General features: G+C 64.5%; 16 protein-coding genes, 1 pseudogene and 1 riboswitch. Of the genes and pseudogenes, 7 read left to right on the forward strand and 10 right to left on the reverse strand.

Going from position 1 to position 14,501, the window contains the following annotated elements:
- Positions 1-68 precede the first annotated feature (68 nt).
- A complete protein-coding gene (locus RFN30_RS27210; RefSeq protein WP_320265147.1) occupies positions 69-452 on the forward strand; it encodes a RidA family protein in 384 nt (127 codons plus the stop codon).
- 66 nt (positions 453-518) lie between these two features.
- Positions 519-1,316 carry a creatininase family protein gene (locus tag RFN30_RS27215; protein ID WP_320265148.1) on the forward strand — a complete coding sequence of 266 codons (798 nt, stop codon included), beginning with the start codon at positions 519-521 and terminating at the stop codon, positions 1,314-1,316.
- An 11-nt stretch (positions 1,317-1,327) separates the two neighbouring features.
- Here the strand turns inward: RFN30_RS27215 and RFN30_RS27220 are convergent, their stop codons facing one another.
- Positions 1,328-1,837 (reverse strand): tyrosine phosphatase family protein, encoded by a 510-nt coding sequence (locus tag RFN30_RS27220; RefSeq protein WP_320265149.1) that lies wholly within the window; start codon positions 1,835-1,837, stop codon positions 1,328-1,330.
- Positions 1,834-2,889: a threonine-phosphate decarboxylase CobD gene (gene cobD, locus RFN30_RS27225; RefSeq protein WP_320265150.1), complete on the reverse strand. Its 1,056-nt coding sequence runs from the start codon at positions 2,887-2,889 to the stop codon at positions 1,834-1,836. Before cobD ends, RFN30_RS27220 begins: the two co-directional genes overlap by 4 nt.
- Here cobD and cbiB point away from each other — a divergent pair.
- Entirely contained in the window at positions 2,888-3,877 is a 990-nt protein-coding gene (cbiB, locus tag RFN30_RS27230; protein WP_320265151.1) for an adenosylcobinamide-phosphate synthase CbiB, read from the forward strand. The two genes, cobD and cbiB, sit on opposite strands and share 2 nt — an antisense overlap.
- Here cbiB and cobO read toward each other — a convergent pair.
- The 5 genes from cobO to RFN30_RS27255 form a co-directional block, all read right to left on the reverse strand.
- The gene (gene cobO, locus RFN30_RS27235; RefSeq protein WP_320265152.1) at positions 3,874-4,503 is read right to left on the reverse strand and encodes a cob(I)yrinic acid a,c-diamide adenosyltransferase; all 630 of its coding nucleotides are present in this window, start codon (positions 4,501-4,503) and stop codon (positions 3,874-3,876) included. The genes cbiB and cobO overlap by 4 nt on opposite strands.
- Position 4,504: 1 nt before the next feature.
- The gene (gene cobU, locus RFN30_RS27240) at positions 4,505-5,026 is read right to left on the reverse strand and encodes a bifunctional adenosylcobinamide kinase/adenosylcobinamide-phosphate guanylyltransferase (protein ID WP_320265153.1); all 522 of its coding nucleotides are present in this window, start codon (positions 5,024-5,026) and stop codon (positions 4,505-4,507) included.
- Positions 5,019-5,816, reverse strand: a complete 798-nt coding sequence (locus tag RFN30_RS27245; RefSeq protein ID WP_320265155.1) for a CbtA family protein — start codon at positions 5,814-5,816, stop codon at positions 5,019-5,021. Before RFN30_RS27245 ends, cobU begins: the two co-directional genes overlap by 8 nt.
- 15 nt (positions 5,817-5,831) lie before the next feature.
- A complete protein-coding gene (locus RFN30_RS27250) occupies positions 5,832-6,011 on the reverse strand; it encodes a CbtB domain-containing protein (RefSeq protein WP_126088631.1) in 180 nt (59 codons plus the stop codon).
- Between the two features lie 37 nt (positions 6,012-6,048).
- Positions 6,049-6,246: riboswitch (cobalamin riboswitch) on the reverse strand.
- 70 nt (positions 6,247-6,316) lie between these two features.
- Positions 6,317-7,003 carry a gamma-glutamylcyclotransferase gene (locus RFN30_RS27255; protein ID WP_320265156.1) on the reverse strand — a complete coding sequence of 229 codons (687 nt, stop codon included), beginning with the start codon at positions 7,001-7,003 and terminating at the stop codon, positions 6,317-6,319.
- Positions 7,004-7,140: 137 nt separating this feature from the next.
- Here RFN30_RS27255 and RFN30_RS27260 point away from each other — a divergent pair, with 137 nt between their 5' ends.
- Positions 7,141-8,331 (forward strand): aromatic ring-hydroxylating oxygenase subunit alpha, encoded by a 1,191-nt coding sequence (locus RFN30_RS27260; protein ID WP_320265157.1) that lies wholly within the window; start codon positions 7,141-7,143, stop codon positions 8,329-8,331.
- On the opposite strand, the pseudogene RFN30_RS27265 reads toward RFN30_RS27260, so the two are convergent.
- Positions 8,300-9,499, reverse strand: a pseudogene (locus tag RFN30_RS27265) (MFS transporter). The gene RFN30_RS27260 and the pseudogene RFN30_RS27265 sit on opposite strands and share 32 nt — an antisense overlap.
- 225 nt (positions 9,500-9,724) lie before the next feature.
- Between RFN30_RS27265 and RFN30_RS27270 the strand changes: the two are divergent.
- Complete coding sequence (locus RFN30_RS27270) at positions 9,725-10,726, forward strand: heparan-alpha-glucosaminide N-acetyltransferase (protein ID WP_320265163.1); 1,002 nt, start codon at positions 9,725-9,727, stop codon at positions 10,724-10,726.
- Positions 10,723-11,199: a methyltransferase family protein gene (locus tag RFN30_RS27275; RefSeq protein WP_320265158.1), complete on the forward strand. Its 477-nt coding sequence runs from the start codon at positions 10,723-10,725 to the stop codon at positions 11,197-11,199. Before RFN30_RS27270 ends, RFN30_RS27275 begins: the two co-directional genes overlap by 4 nt.
- A gap of 105 nt (positions 11,200-11,304) precedes the next feature.
- On the opposite strand, the gene RFN30_RS27280 is transcribed toward RFN30_RS27275, so the two are convergent.
- Positions 11,305-11,691, reverse strand: a complete 387-nt coding sequence (locus RFN30_RS27280; protein ID WP_040969921.1) for a MerR family transcriptional regulator — start codon at positions 11,689-11,691, stop codon at positions 11,305-11,307.
- Between the two features lie 146 nt (positions 11,692-11,837).
- On the reverse strand, positions 11,838-13,235 hold the full coding sequence (mgtE, locus tag RFN30_RS27285) for a magnesium transporter (protein ID WP_320265159.1): 1,398 nt from the start codon (positions 13,233-13,235) through the stop codon (positions 11,838-11,840).
- Positions 13,236-13,598: 363 nt separating this feature from the next.
- Here mgtE and RFN30_RS27290 point away from each other — a divergent pair, with 363 nt between their 5' ends.
- Positions 13,599-14,270, forward strand: coding sequence for a LuxR C-terminal-related transcriptional regulator (locus RFN30_RS27290; RefSeq protein WP_320265160.1), 672 nt, complete (start codon positions 13,599-13,601; stop codon positions 14,268-14,270).
- Positions 14,271-14,501: the final 231 nt, after the last annotated feature.

Raw genomic sequence — 14,501 nt, forward strand, 5'->3', positions numbered from 1 at the left:
GTGGCATTCGCCGCATCTTGAAGCTTTCGTGAATCCAGCCTTAGTCTGCCGGCGGACAGGAGAATGCCATGCTCAAATACCTTGCCCCCCAATCGATCAAGCCGCCCTTCGCCCGCTACAGCCACGGCGTGGAAATTCCAGCGGGAAAGCGCATTGTCCTGTGCTCGGGCCAGCTGGGCATAGCTCCGGACGATACCGTTCCCGAGGACGCCGGCGCGCAAACCGAGCTCTGCTTCAAGAACATTGCCGCAATCTTGAGCGAAGCCGGGCTGACGCTGAACGATGTCGTGCGCATCAACGCCTTCGTCACCGACCGCGCACATTTGCAAGCCTATATGGATGTCCGCAACCGGCTGTTTTCCGATCCGGCGCCGGCTTCGACGCTGATGATCGTTTCCGGCTTCGCTCGCCCTGAATTCAATGTCGAGGTGGAGGTTCTGGCAGCAGGCTAGCTGTTGCCCGGAATGGCCAGGCGCTTTAGACCTCCAGGCCGAACAGCAGACGATCGGGAGACGAAAGTGACGACAAGACGTGTATGGTGGGGCGACTACCGGACGACCGAATACGCCTCGATCGATGCGGAAGCGACCATCGCCGTGCTGCCGGTGGCGGCGATCGAGCAGCACGGCCCTCACCTCCCTGTCTCTACCGACACCTCGATCATGATGGGCATGCTGGAGACGGTGATCGCGCGCCTGCCCGACGACCTCGATATCCGCATCCTGCCGGTGCAGGCGGTCGGCAAGTCGAACGAGCATCTGCATGCGCCCGGCACGCTCACTCTGCCGGCGACGACTCTTGTGGATGCCTGGACCGAGCTTGGCCTCTCGGTCGCGCGTGCCGGTGTCAGGAAGCTGATCGTCGTCAATTCGCACGGCGGCAATGAGGAGATCATGGGCATAATCACGCGCGAACTGCGTGTGCGCGCAAAAATGCTGGCGGTGAAGACGAGCTGGCAGCGCTTCGGCCGGCCGGCCGGCATGTATACCGAGCTGGAGGATCGCCACGGCATCCATGGCGGCGATGTCGAGACCTCGCTGATGCTGCACTTCCGGCCGGACCTCGTCGACATGGGCAAGGCCGATAATTTCGTCTCGAATGTCGGCCGCGCCGAAAAGGAATTTTCGCTGCTGCGCCATACCGGAACCCACGCCTTCGCCTGGATCGCGAGCGACCTAAATGCGAACGGCGTGGTCGGCGACGCCAGCCTCGCCACGGCCGAGAAGGGCCGGCTGACGGCGGAGCATCAAGCTGACGGTTTCATCAACCTGGTCCGGGATGTGCGTAAGGCGAAGCTTGCCGACTGGCTGCTTTAGACCGAACCGGCTTACGCCCGGATGTCGAGCTCGAAAGGCGTGCCCTCAAAGGCGTCGGCGCCGCGCCCGATCGCTTCGATCGCCGCGATCATGCGGCCTTCTCGTCCGAGCAAGGTGTCGGCGACGGCAATCAGCCGGGGATTGGGTGTCGCTGACGGCGACAGAAATCGCAGCGTCTTCGCCAGCTCCGCCTCGTCGCGTTTGGGCGCCAGCGCTGCCGCGATAATATAGGCCGACGCCGTCGAGCGGCTGATGCCGGCATAGCAGTGCACGACCATCGGTTTGGCCCGGTCCCAGCGATAGGCGAAGTCGAGCAGCGCGCGCACATGCTCCTCGCCTGGCATCGTCATGCCTTCCTGCGCGACGGCGATGTCGTGCATGACCAGATGCAGATGGTTTTCGGCCAGGATGGAGGCCGGGCGCGTCACTTCGGTGCCGGCGGCGAGCAGCGACAACAAGCGCTCCGCGCCGGTCTTCGATACCGTCTCCTCGACCTTCGACAGCGAACAGACATGGATCATCTTTCGGACTCCTTGCCCGTATCCTTGCGCCGAGCAGCCCAGGCGGCAAGCGCGCTCTCGAGGCGCTGCCATTCCGCCTCGCTGCCCGGCAGGCCGGCTCGCAGGGCTTGTGGCCGGTCGGCAAAATGACGAACCAGGACGCCGCGCTCGCCCAGCGCGGAAAACAGGCTTCGGGCGTCGGACAAAGACAAATAGCAGAACAAACTGGTGCCGCCGGCGACGGGAATGTCGAAGCGGCCGAGCAGCGCGTCGAGGCGCTTGGCATCGCCTGCCAGGCGCTGTCGCATGTCGCCCTGCCACTTGATGTCCGCCAGCGCGCGGATGCCGTATTCGAGCGCAGGGCCGGCGACGGCCCAAGGCCCGAGCTGCGCCTCGAGCCGCTCGGCCGTCAACGGATCCGCGAGCGCGAAGCCGAGCCTGACTCCGGCAAGGCCGAAGAACTTGCCGAAGGAACGCAGCACGACGATGCCGCCCTGACCGACATCGCCGGCCAGGCTGTGTTCGGTTGGGCCGACATCCATGAAGGCTTCGTCGACGACCAGCAGACCGCCCTTGGCACGAAGCCGCGCGGCGAGGTCAAGCAGTCGGCTCCTCTCGATCACTCGCCCATCCGGATTATTCGGGTTGACCAGCACTGCAAGGTCGGCGTCCGACAAAGCCTCGAAATCGTTCACGTCCGCAACCGCATGGCCGGCGATCGCGGCGGCCCTGGCGTGCTCGGCATAGGTCGGACTGAGCACCAGCGCCTTGCCGGGCTTCACCAGCGAGGCGACGCGCGGCAGGAGGATCTGCGTGCCGGGCGCGGCCACAACATGCGCCGCGGACGGCGCGCCATAAGCCTTGGCCGCATTTTCGGCCAAATCGCGCAGTTGTCCTGCCTCCGGCAAACGCGACAGGGCGGTGGCGGGCAATTCGAAAAGCGGATAGGAGTGCGGATTGATACCTGTCGAGAGGTCAACGAAAGGCTGCGGCGCATGAGGAAAGAGAGCGCTTGCCCGCCCAAGGCTGCCGCCGTGGTCAACCGCCGCAATCGCTCCGCCTAGAAGCTTCATGTCGATCCTGATCGCTTTCCTGTCACTCGCCGTTGAACGTGTCCTTGGCTATCCGGACTGGCTGTTTAACGCCATCGGCCATCCGGTAACCTGGATAGGCAGGCTGATATCCTTTCTCGATCGCAGGCTCAACCGCGCCACCGATTCCGACGAATTGCGTCGCCGTCGCGGCGTCCAGGCGCTGCTGGTCATCCTGCTGGTGCCGGCGGCCATCGGCCTGACGCTGCATGTCCTGCTCTGGCTGATCTTTCCCTCAGGCCTGGTCATCGCGGCCATCCTCGCCTCTTCGCTCCTGTCGCAGAAGAGCCTCGCCGAACATGTCGAGGATGTCGCCGATGCCCTGGAGACCGGCGGCCTGACGCTCGGCCGCATCGCCGTTTCGCGCATCGTCGGCCGCGACCCGGAAAAGCTCGACAAGGCGGGCGTCGCCCGCGCCGCGATCGAAAGCCTGGCCGAGAATTTCTCCGACGGCATCGTCGCGCCCGCTTTCTGGACCGGCATCGGCGGGCTGGCCGGGGGTGCTGCCTACAAGGCAGCCAACACCGCTGATTCGATGATCGGCCACCGCACGCCGAAACATGAGGCCTTCGGCCGCGCCGCGGCGCTGTTCGACGACAGGATCAACCTGCCTGCATCGCGGCTCACCGGCCTGCTGATCGTGCTAGCGGCCTTCCTGGTCAAGGGCGCCGACCCCCGCAGCGCCTGGCAGGTGATGCGTCGCGACGCGAAGAAACACCGCTCGCCCAATGCCGGCTGGCCGGAAGCCGCTATGGCCGGTGCCCTGGGCCTATCCCTGGCCGGGCCACGCAGCTATGGCGGCGAGATCGTCGAGGACGCCTTCATGGGCGAAGGCGGCCGTCGCGAGGCCGAGAGCACCGACATCAGACAGGCGCTGAAGCTCTACCGTGTCGCCGACGGGCTGCTGATCGGCCTGTTCGCGATTCTGTCGGCGATCGTGATCTACCTGACCATTTTGATCGGCGGCTAAAACTCGATCCCCGGCTGCGCCTTCACCCCTGCCGAAAAATGGTGCTTGGTCAGCCCCATCTCGGTGACGAGGTCGGCCGCCTCGACAAGCAGCGGCTTGGCGTTGCGGCCGGTGACGACGACATGAAGGTCCTCGCGGCGCGCCTTGAGTGCGGCGACCACCTTTTCCAGATCGAGGTAATCGTAGCGGAGCGCGATGTTGAGCTCGTCGAGCACCACGAGGCTGACGGACGGATCGGCCATCAGCTCTATCGCCTTCGCCCAGGCGGCCTCGGCGGCGGCGATGTCGCGCTTCAGGTCCTGGGTCTCCCAGGTGAAGCCCTCGCCCATCGCGTGCCAGACAACGCGATCGCCGAAAGCGGCGAAGGCATCCTTCTCGCCGGTGTGCCATTTGCCCTTGATGAACTGGACGACGCCGACGCGCTTGCCATAACCGAGCATCCTCAGCGCCAGGCCGAAGGCGGCCGTGGTCTTGCCCTTGCCCGGCCCGGTGTTGACGATGAGCAGTCCCTTCTCGATCGTCTTGCCGGCCACCTCGGCATCCTGCACCGCCTTGCGCTTGGCCATCTTGGCGCGATGGCGCTCGGCGTCCCTGTCGTCGATGGTCTTGTCGTCGATCTCGGCCATGTCACTTCACCTTAAGCGGCAGCCCCGCCACCATCATCAGCACCGAATCGGCAACCGCCGCGACCTGCTGGTTGAGTCGGCCGGCGGCGTCGCGGAACCGGCGCGCCAGCGCATTGTCCGGCACGATGCCGAGCCCGACTTCGTTCGACACCACGAACCAGGGCCCGCGCGGCCGCGACAGCACGTCTGACAGCCGCCGACACTCGGCCTCGATATCATGGTCCGCCAGCATATGATTGGTCAGCCACAATGTCAGGCAGTCGATGAGCACCGGCTGGTGATCGGGCAAGGCCTCGATCGCGCCGGTGAGGTCGAGCGGCGCATCGACAGTGACCCAGCCCTCGCCTCGCCGCGAGCGATGCAGTGCGATGCGCTCGCGCATCTCGTCGTCGTAGGCTTGCGCTGTGGCGATATAGGTCCAGGGCGACGGGCTTGCCGTCACCAGGGTCTCGGCATGCGCGCTCTTGCCGGAGCGCGCACCGCCGACGATGAAGGTCAGGCGACCCTTGGCGCGATCAGGCAAAGCTGTCGCGCAGGCTAGCCGCCGTGCCGGTGAAGCGGCCGCGCACCACGCCGACGACGGCCCCCAGCACCAGCCAGAACACCAGATCGGTGAGCGTCACCGCCACCACGAACTGGTGATGCAGCCCTTCCGGGATCGCCGTCTCGAAACTGTCGGGCTGCGGCGCGCCGACGATATGCGGCCCAACGATCAGCACGACCGCCAGGACAGCCAGCGGCAGCGATTTGCGGAAGGCGATCAAGCCGAGGCCGATCGCAGTCGCGGCCACCGTCGAAATCCACCAGATCTGGCGCGGCAACAGCTCGGCCGCCGGCATCGCCGGCAGTTCGGGCGGCAGGCCGAGCCCGGGCGCCAGCGTGAACACCGCAAAACCGGCGAGGCCCCAGAACACGCCCTGGCGCCAGTTGCCGATGCCGCCGGCGAATTCGGAGACCGCGACCAGGACCAGTGCGAAGCCGATGCCGGTGACGATGTTGGCGACGACGTTGAAGGCGAAGCGCTCGAAGCCATCGGCCGGCGCCCAGCCCTCGTCCTCGGCCGGGGCAGCCGCTTCGGCAGGCGCCGGGGCGGCGCTGCTCATCGCGTTGTCCGCCGGAGCGGCAGAGCTCGTCACATTGCTGTCGGTGGCTGTGGCGGCGTGGTCATGATGATGGCCGCCGCCGGCCTCTTCATAGACTTCCGCCTTGAGGATCAGCGGCACGGTCGCATAGGCCTGCATGCAGGCGAGCACGATGCCCGCCACGAGCCCCGCGATCGCCGCGATGAACACGACGTTGCGAAACAGATTCATGATGTCAGGCCTTGCTCAGTGGCAGGGAAAAGCCATCGAATGGCGATAGTCGTGCGCAGCGTTGTGGACCGCATCGATATGCGAGAAGCCGACAAAGCCGACGACGAAAATGCCGAGCAGCGCGGCGAGCGCCAGCTGCATGACGCGCGACTGCGAGGAGACGGAAGCGCCGAGGGAAACGGAAGCGGTATTCATGTCTGGTCCTTTCGCCCTCCACCCGAGGGCATCGAAGTCAACTTTCCGGTCGCCGGCAGGTCTCCTGGCTCGCGGATCCGCGCCCTTCCCCACCTTCCCGAGGAAAATCCTCAGTGGTTTATGGAGAGGACTACCGCACACAGTTGCGGGGGCAGCCACGGCTTTGGGCAGAAACTCCGCCCTCACCGCATTCCCTCTTGGCTCCAAAAACGGAACCGACGACGCGATGGACTATAGGCAGAATCGCCGCGCCCGGCAAACCAAATTCCGTCACGCCGCAGCGTGATTGCGGCACGGGTTTTGGATTAGGATGCGGCAATCCGCTCGGCAACCAGCTGCTGCAATCGCCACAAATGGCGGTCATGAATGCCGCGCTGCTCGAGGTTCTTCACCGTGTTGTAGAGATAGTCGGCGCCCGAACCCCAGTGGCCGCACGACGTCGCCAGCCGCTCGACCACCACTTTTTCCTCGATCGGGCCGGCATAGGTGGTGCCCTTGCGGTTGATGACGAAGGCCAGAGCCCGGAAGGGTCCGTCGTCGCTCATCAAGTTGAGGAGCCGCGGATGGTAGCTGGTCGGCTTCAGCGTCATCTCGCGGCGGAAAAGCTTGTCCAATGCCTGCCGGCGGTCGCCACCGTTCAGACGGAAAGCAACGCCCTTGCATTGGCCGCCGCGGTCCAGCGCCATCATGAGGCCAGGCTGCTCCTTGGTGCCGCGCCAGCGCGTCATGTTCATGCAGAAGGAGCGATGCCAGCCGCGCGCGACGGCGACCCGCTCCTCGACATGCTCTATCTCCGGCTTCCAGATCAGCGATCCGTAGCCAAAGAGCCAGAGCGGCTCGGCGGCGGGGAGTTCGGCTTCCATGGTGTCCAGCATCGCATCATAGTCGGCATCGTCCAGATGCGACGCGTTTGGATCGGGGCCACTGTCTTCGACGACTCGAAAGCAGCGGGCGACCAGATCCTCGGTGAGCGACATCGTTCTTGCAGGCATGTTTTTGCGACCCCGACCAGCCGGCAAGCGCCAGCCTCGGGAAACGACCTTAAGGGCGGTGCCTGACCACCACAATGGCCGCGCGATTGACAACGGCCTTGCCCAGGTGTCGGCTGTCTGCAGCCAGGGAGAAGCCCATGCAGCCGAATCCGAGCGAACGCAATCTCTACAATGGCCTGACCCACCTCGAGCCGACACTGCCCGCAGCGGCCTATCGGGAAGCCGACGCTTACCGGCGCGATCTCGAAGCGATCTGGTACCGGAGCTGGCTGATGGTCTGCCGCGAGGCCGATCTCGCGGCGCCGCTAGCCTTTCGAACCGTGCGCATAGGCTCGCAGGAGATCGTCGTGCTGCGCGACGAGACCGGCAGCTTGCGTGCCTTCCACAACACCTGCCGGCATCGCGGCTCGCAGCTTTGCCAGGAAAGCGCGGGACGGCTGAAGGCAAGGCTGCTCACCTGCCCCTACCATGCCTGGTCCTATTCGCTGCGCGGCGATCTTGTCCGCGTGCCGTCGAAATCACTCCCCGAAGGCTTCGACAAGGCCGACTATCCGCTTTACCGCGTGGCGCTGTCGGTTTGGCGCGGCTTCGTCTTCGTCAACCTTGCCGAGGATGCTGGCCGTTCGGCGGAAGCCTCCTTCGATCGCGCCTCCAGCGATCTTTCCAACTGGCCGCTGGAGACGCTCGTCACCGGGCACCGGCTCAGCAAGGTGATGAACTGCAACTGGAAGATTTTCTGGGAGAACTTCAACGAATGCCTGCACTGCCCGGGCGTGCACAAGGACCTGTCGCGGCTGGTGCCGATCTATGGCCGCGGCCTGATGGCAAGGCACGACGACCCGGAATGGGCGCGCCACGCCGATAATGACGCGCCGGAGTTTTCCGGCGGCCTGCGCGCCGGCGCCGAGACCTGGTCGCGCGACGGGCGTGTCCATGGCCCGGTCTTTGCCGGCCTGACCCCTGCCGAGCGCGCCGCCGGGCAGACTTACGCCACCAGCCTGCCCTCGATGTTCATCGTCGGCCATGTCGACTATGTCCGCACGGTGCGGCTAAGCCCGCTCGGACCGGAGCAGACCGAGCTCACCGCAGAATGGCTGTTCGCGCCCGATGCGCTGGCACAAACCGATATCGACAACATCGTTGCCTTCGGCACCCAGGTGCTCGAAGAGGATGCCGCGATCTGCGAGGTCAACCAGAAAGGCCTGCGCTCGATCCGCCACCAGGCCGGCGTGCTGATGCCCGAGGAATATGATTTGCGCCGCTTCCACGAATGGGTGCGCGGGCGCCACGCGGCGATCAAAACGACTTCGGCAGATAGCGCCAGGTGAAGAAGCCGCAGAAAGCGGCCAGTATGCCGAGCGTGACGAAGACCGAACCGAGGTCGAAGAAGGAGAGCACGACCGAATAGACCAGCGGCGGCGTCAGCTCGGAAAAGTCGAGATAGGTGCGGTAGACCGCCGCCATCTGCGCCCGTTCATAGGAGCGTACCGAGCGCATGAAGGCGGTCGAGCCCAGCGCGTCGATTGCAATGGTGAACAAGGCGCCGCAGAGCAGGAAGGCGGCGGTGAGCAGCGGCGCGGCTTCGCCGACGCCGCCCGCAGCAAAAAGCATCGCCGCCATGGCGAAATAGGCGAAGGTCATGGTGCGCCTGCCGCCGAAGCGCTTGCCCGCCTTGCCCCAGAAGATCGCCATGAACAACAACGCATTGCCTGCCGAAACCAGCAGCCCGCCGGCAAGCTTGCCCTCGCCGGTGATCACCATGAACAGCGGGCCATAGACGAAGAAGGTCGTCCAGAAGCAGGAGCGGCCGAAAGCGATCAGCCAGGCGAGACGCAGCCGCGGCTGCGCGATGAAGCGGCCGATATTGGCAAGCGGATTGGCCGGGCGGCTCTTGCCGGGACGGATCGATGGGTTGTCGCCCAGCCGATAGGTCCAGAACAGCGCGAGCGGCGCCAGCGCGAAGGCCACGACCACACCATGCGCGGCATAGATGCCGAAGCGCGTGTAGAGAAAGATGCCGAGCGTCGGCCCGCCGGTCCAGGCGAACATCGACCACGCCATGCGCAGCGACTCCGCCTACATGAAGTCGGCCTTGCGGATGTGGTCCATGATGTAGAGGTTGAGCGTGATCGACAGCGCGCTCGCCCCCATGACGCGGCAGAGCATGCCGGCGATCTGTCCCGGCAGCGTGTGGGTGACGAAGAACACCGAGCCGATCGCCAGCATCAGGCAGCCGACCGTATAGACCCAGCGCCGCGCAAAGCGGCGGATCAGCATCGGCATGAACAGCGTCACCGAAAGCCCGAGCAGCGACACGACGGTGTAGAGGATCGAGACGGTCTGCTCGTTGTGCAGGATTTCGTAGGCCTGGATCGGGATGACGCTGGAGATCGTGGCGCGGGCGAAGGATTCGACCGCATAGAGCGAGGCGAAGGTGCGCGCGTCGGCGGGCCTCAGAGCCGGAAGCCAGATCGGATGGCGCACATGGATGGACATCGGCCCTCCGAAAGTGAATCGCCCGCCAATCTGGCCGGACCAGGCGGCGGCCAGTTAGCAGGAAACCGACTCCGAGAAGCCGAAAAGCGAAGCCGGCCAAAGGCTTTCCGCCGCTGGCCTAAAGCGGCATGCTATGCCCACCGGAACGGCCGCCGCCGATCCACCCTCTGTTGTTCGCCCGAACCGTGATAGTCGTTTGGCACGACTGAATCGGATTGCGAGATGATGAGCCTTCAAACGACGAGCGAAGCCATTCAGGACGCGCCGAAACACAGCCGCATCGCCGCCATCGACATCTTGCGCGGCATCGCGCTGATCGCGATGGCAAGCTACCACTTCACCTGGGATCTTGAGAATTTCGGCTACACCACACCTGGGCTGACCGCCTTCGGCTGGTGGAAGCTCTATGCGCGCTGCATCGCATCGACCTTCCTGTTCCTGGTCGGCGTCAGCCTGTTTCTGGCGCATGGCCGCCAGATCCGCTGGCCGGGTTTCTGGAAGCGTTTCGCCATGGTTGCGGTAGCGGCGATCGCGATCTCGGGCGTCACCTATATCGCCACGCCGGACGGCTTCATCTTCTTCGGCATCCTGCATGAGATCGCGCTGGCGAGCCTGCTCGGCCTCGCCTTTCTGCGGTTGCCGGCATTGCTGACGGCGATCGTCGCGGCCGCCGTGATCGCGGTGCCCTACTATCTGCGGTCGGAGTTCTTCGACCATCCGGCGCTGTGGTGGGTCGGGCTGTCGGCGACCAACCCGCGCTCCAACGACTATGTGCCGCTGTTTCCATGGTTCGGCGCGGTGCTTGCCGGCATCGCGGTCGTCAAGCTTGCTTCAGCCTCCGGGCTTCTCGCCCGGCTGGGAACCTGGAAGCCCGGCCGCTGGTCGAACCCGCTCACCTTCATCGGCCGACACAGCCTCGCCTTCTACCTCATCCATCAGCCGGTGCTGTTCGGCTCGATATGGCTGCTTTCGCAGGTCATGCCCGCGGCGCCGCAGGACAGGGACGCCGGCTTCCTGCCGGCTTGCCAGGCGCAGTGCGAACAGCAGCGGGACAGCAAGTTCTGTTCCAGCTATTGTGGCTGCATGCTGGACACGCTGAAGGGCGAAGGGTCTCTCGACAAGCTCTACAGCAACGACCAGACCGAGATCTGGAAATCGCATCTTGCCGACCTTGCCAGCACCTGCACGGCGGCGACCGAAAGCAAGATGGAGGGAGGACAACAATGAACGCCACCCAGCCGAAGCGTGGGATCATCCCCTGGCCACCCGTGATCTATGTCGTGGCGATCGCGCTCAGCGTCGTGCTCGGCATGCTCTACCCGCTGCCCTGGATCGGCGACATCTTCGGCGACATCCTGGTCGGCGCCGGCTGGGTGGCGCTCTTCGGCGTGGCAGCACTCTGGGTCACGGCGATCCGCACCATGGTGCGCGCCAGGACGACGCTCAATCCCAATGCCGAGCCCGACCATCTGGTGACGTCGGGCCCCTTCGGCATCACCCGCAACCCGATGTATCTCGCCAACACGCTGCTGTTGATCGGCGTGTCCTTCATCACCGGCATAGCATGGTTCCTGCTGTTCGCCTTCCTCGCCGCCTTCGCGACGCAGAAGATGGCGATCGAGAAGGAGGAAAGGATGCTGGCGGCGAAGTTCGGCAAGAAGTATCGGGATTATGCAAAAAGGGTGCGGCGCTGGATTTGAGCCGAGGCCGAAGCCGCCGATCTCCCCCCTTGTGGGGGAGATGTCCGGCAGGACAGAGGGGGGCGCTGTCCCGCCAACATCTCCGCTTGTCAGCTACAGAAGCGCTTAGGTATTCACACCCAGCTCTGCCAGCCGCTCGACGCAGGACTCTTCCGCCTGATCCAGCTCGGCAAGCGTCTCTTCCAGATCGCGCCGCTTCTGGCGCAGGTCCTCGCGCTTTTCCTCGATGCGCTTGATCATCAGCTTGAGCTGGCCGACCTCGCCGGGCGGCTCCTTGTACATCTGGATGATCTCGCGGATTTCGGCGATCGAAAAGCCAAGGCGCTTGCCGCGCATGATCTGACGGATCAGATGCCGGTCCGACGGGCGAAACAGCCGCGTGCGGCCGCGCCTGATCGGCTGCACCAGCCCTTCGTCCTCATAGAACCGCAACGTCCGCGTCGACACGTCGAACTCGCGCGTCAGCTCGGTGATCGTGTAATATTCCCGCATTCTTGCTCCCACGCCCAAATATCCAGGCATCGCCACGCAGGAGCGTCGCCCTTCCTCCGATCAAACCCCGTCATGTGCCGGAATCGGCACCTGACCCCGAGGCAACGTCGCACGGCACTTACGTAAAAGTCAATTGTAGCACTCTCTTAGGGAACGCTGAACCACCAAGTGGCCAAGCCGAGGAAGGCAAAGAAGCCGACGCAGTCGGTGACGGTGGTGACGAAGACGGCGGAAGCCACCGCCGGATCGATCTTGAGGCGGTCGAGCAGCAGCGGAATGAGAATCCCGGCGAGCGCCGCCGCGAACATGTTGATGATCATAGCCGCGGCAATGATCCCGCCCAGATTACGGTCATGGAACCAGATCCCGGCGACCATGCCGATCAGCACCGCGAACACGATGCCGTTGATGAAGCCGACGCCGACCTCGCGGCGGATGATGCGGGCGGCGTTGTAGATGTCGAGGTCCTTCGTCGCCAGCGCCCGCACGGTGACGGTCATGGTCTGCGAGCCGGCATTGCCGCCCATGCCGGCGACGATCGGCATCAGCACAGCCAGCGCCACGATATGCTCGATCGTCTGGTCGAACAGGCCGATCACCGAGGCGGCGAGGAACGCCGTCAGCAGATTGACGAGCAGCCACGGCACGCGTGAACGCGAGGTTGCAAGCACGGTGTCGGACAGCTCTTCGTCGCCGACGCCGCCCATGCGCAGAAGGTCCTCCTCGGCCTCCTGCTGGATGACGTCGACGACGTCGTCGATGGTGAGCACGCCGACCAGCCGTTCGTTCTCGTCGACCACGGCGGCCGAGAGCAGGTCGTACTGCTCGAATTCCCGCGCCGCCTCTTCCTGGTCCATGGTGGCCGGAATGGCATGCCGCGTCTCGTGCATCACCTCCTCGACCTTCACCGCGCGCTTGGTGCGCAGGATCTGGTCGAGATCGATGGCGCCGAGCAGCTTGAAGCTCGGGTCGATGACGAAGATCTGGCTGAAGCGGTCTGGAAGGTTCTTGTCCTCGCGCATGTAGTCGATGGTCTGGCCGATCGTCCAGAACGGCGGCACGGCGACGAACTCGGTCTGCATCCGCCGGCCGGCCGTCTCTTCCGGATAGTCGAGCGCCCGCCGCAGCCTGATGCGCTCGGTGAACGGCAGCTGCGAGAGGATCTCGTCCTGATCCTCCTGGTCGAGGTCTTCCAGGATGTAGACCGCGTCGTCGGAATCGAGCTCCTGCACCGCCTGCGCGATCTGCTCGTTGGGCAAATTGTCGACGATGTCGAGACGGATCGCCTCGTCGACCTCGGTCAGCGCCGAAAAGTCGAAATCGGAGCCAAGCAATTCGACCAGCGCGCGGCGCTGCTCAGGGTGGAGCGCTTCCAACAGGTCGCCGAGTTCCGACTGATGCAGGTCGTCGACTTCGCGTTTCAACGTGAGCGTGTCGCGATCGGCGATGGCAGCGCCGATCTGGGCAAGGAAGGAGGAGCGGACAGCGCCGTCCTCGCCATAGATGTCGGCGTGTTGTTCGTCGGCGGCCCTGGCGCCGGTCATCTCTGTGTCCTGGCCTTCCACCAGCGCCTCCGCCAACAGGAATCCGGAAAGGGTGTGAATCAGGTCTAGAGCATGAGCCCGAAAAGTGGAAACCGCATTTCGGGAAATCCGATGCTTGTGCGGCAGATAGGGCCGCGACGCGATTCGTCTCGGCAAAACATTGCCCTAGCGTACGGAATCTGCGGCGAAATATGCCCGTGACGCCTCCTACGGAAGCGGATTGCGCGGCATTTTGCGGGTTCAGTCGGCGCGACAGAGCATGTCGCTGCGGAAAGAGCGCCACCTCACGGTTGGGGCAGAATTGTCATGATGCAGGTCCAGATGGACCGGCAAGCGCGAGATCGACAGGACAATCGGCAGGCCTTGAACCTCAAGTCCCGGAAAACGAACGAAACAGTTGGCGAGCAGCGCGTTCGCGTTGTCGTCGCCGAGCGCAATCCGCTCGTTGTGTCGGCGCTTCGCGAGATGCTGGAATGCGATGGGCGTTTCGAGCTGCTGCGTTCCGTGCAGAGCGGCAAGGAATTCCTCGAACTGGCGGCGAGCACCCGGTTCGACGTCGCCGTCATCGGCTGGAAGCTCGCCGACATGGACGGCGCCGACATCCTGGCGGAAGTCCAGAGCCGCAAGCTCGACCTGCGCATCACGGTCTTTTCCAACGACCACGACATCGGCATCCTGAAGCAGTGCGTGCGGCTCGGAGCCCAGGGTTACTGCTTCCAGTTCGACGATCCGCCGATCATCTTCGAGACCATCCTGGCGGTCGGGCACGGGCGCATCTGCATCCCCTATATCGATATCAACAAGGTCAACGACACGCCCTTGTCGCAGCTCACCGTGCGTGAGCGCGAGCTGCTTGCGGTGCTTTCCGATGGCTGGACCAATCTCCAGATCGCGACCCGGACCGGGATCTCGGAGAATACGGTGAAGTACCACCTCAAGAATCTCTACGACAAGCTCGCCGTGCGCAACCGCGCCATGGCGGTCGCGCTCTATGCGAATGAGAAGCGCCGTAATTCCAAATCGCCTTTCGGGTAGGCCGTCCGGGTAGGCGAACCCTACCCGCGCGTGGCGACAACTTACCCGGCAAGGTGTTGTTGCGGGGCGCTATCGGAACGAAACTTCCTCCACCATCCCAAACGATCGGAGGAGTTTCGCGCATGGCAGGGTTCACCCATCTCTTCATCCCAGGACCTACCAACATCCCGGAAGAGGTCCGGCAGGCCATGAACCTGCCGATGGAGGACATGCGCGCCGCTTCCTTCCCCA

The sequence above is a fragment of the Mesorhizobium dulcispinae genome, assembly GCF_033977345.1.
Classification (GTDB): domain Bacteria; phylum Pseudomonadota; class Alphaproteobacteria; order Rhizobiales; family Rhizobiaceae; genus Mesorhizobium; species Mesorhizobium dulcispinae.

Bases quoted from the DNA above. Each gene is read 5' to 3' on its own strand.
- RFN30_RS27250 (WP_126088631.1), bottom strand. From the start codon at position 6,011: ATGAATACCGCTTCCGTTTCCCTCGGCGCTTCCGTCTCCTCGCAGTCG.
- RFN30_RS27270 (WP_320265163.1), top strand. From the start codon at position 9,725: ATGAGCCTTCAAACGACGAGCGAAGCCATTCAGGACGCGCCGAAACAC.
- RFN30_RS27260 (WP_320265157.1), top strand. From the start codon at position 7,141: ATGCAGCCGAATCCGAGCGAACGCAATCTCTACAATGGCCTGACCCAC.
- RFN30_RS27255 (WP_320265156.1), bottom strand. From the start codon at position 7,003: ATGCCTGCAAGAACGATGTCGCTCACCGAGGATCTGGTCGCCCGCTGC.
- RFN30_RS27280 (WP_040969921.1), bottom strand. From the start codon at position 11,691: ATGCGGGAATATTACACGATCACCGAGCTGACGCGCGAGTTCGACGTG.
- RFN30_RS27275 (WP_320265158.1), top strand. From the start codon at position 10,723: ATGAACGCCACCCAGCCGAAGCGTGGGATCATCCCCTGGCCACCCGTG.
- mgtE (WP_320265159.1), bottom strand. From the start codon at position 13,235: ATGACCGGCGCCAGGGCCGCCGACGAACAACACGCCGACATCTATGGC.
- RFN30_RS27210 (WP_320265147.1), top strand. From the start codon at position 69: ATGCTCAAATACCTTGCCCCCCAATCGATCAAGCCGCCCTTCGCCCGC.
- cobO (WP_320265152.1), bottom strand. From the start codon at position 4,503: ATGGCCGAGATCGACGACAAGACCATCGACGACAGGGACGCCGAGCGC.
- RFN30_RS27220 (WP_320265149.1), bottom strand. From the start codon at position 1,837: ATGATCCATGTCTGTTCGCTGTCGAAGGTCGAGGAGACGGTATCGAAG.
- RFN30_RS27245 (WP_320265155.1), bottom strand. From the start codon at position 5,816: ATGAATCTGTTTCGCAACGTCGTGTTCATCGCGGCGATCGCGGGGCTC.
- cbiB (WP_320265151.1), top strand. From the start codon at position 2,888: ATGTCGATCCTGATCGCTTTCCTGTCACTCGCCGTTGAACGTGTCCTT.
- cobD (WP_320265150.1), bottom strand. From the start codon at position 2,889: ATGAAGCTTCTAGGCGGAGCGATTGCGGCGGTTGACCACGGCGGCAGC.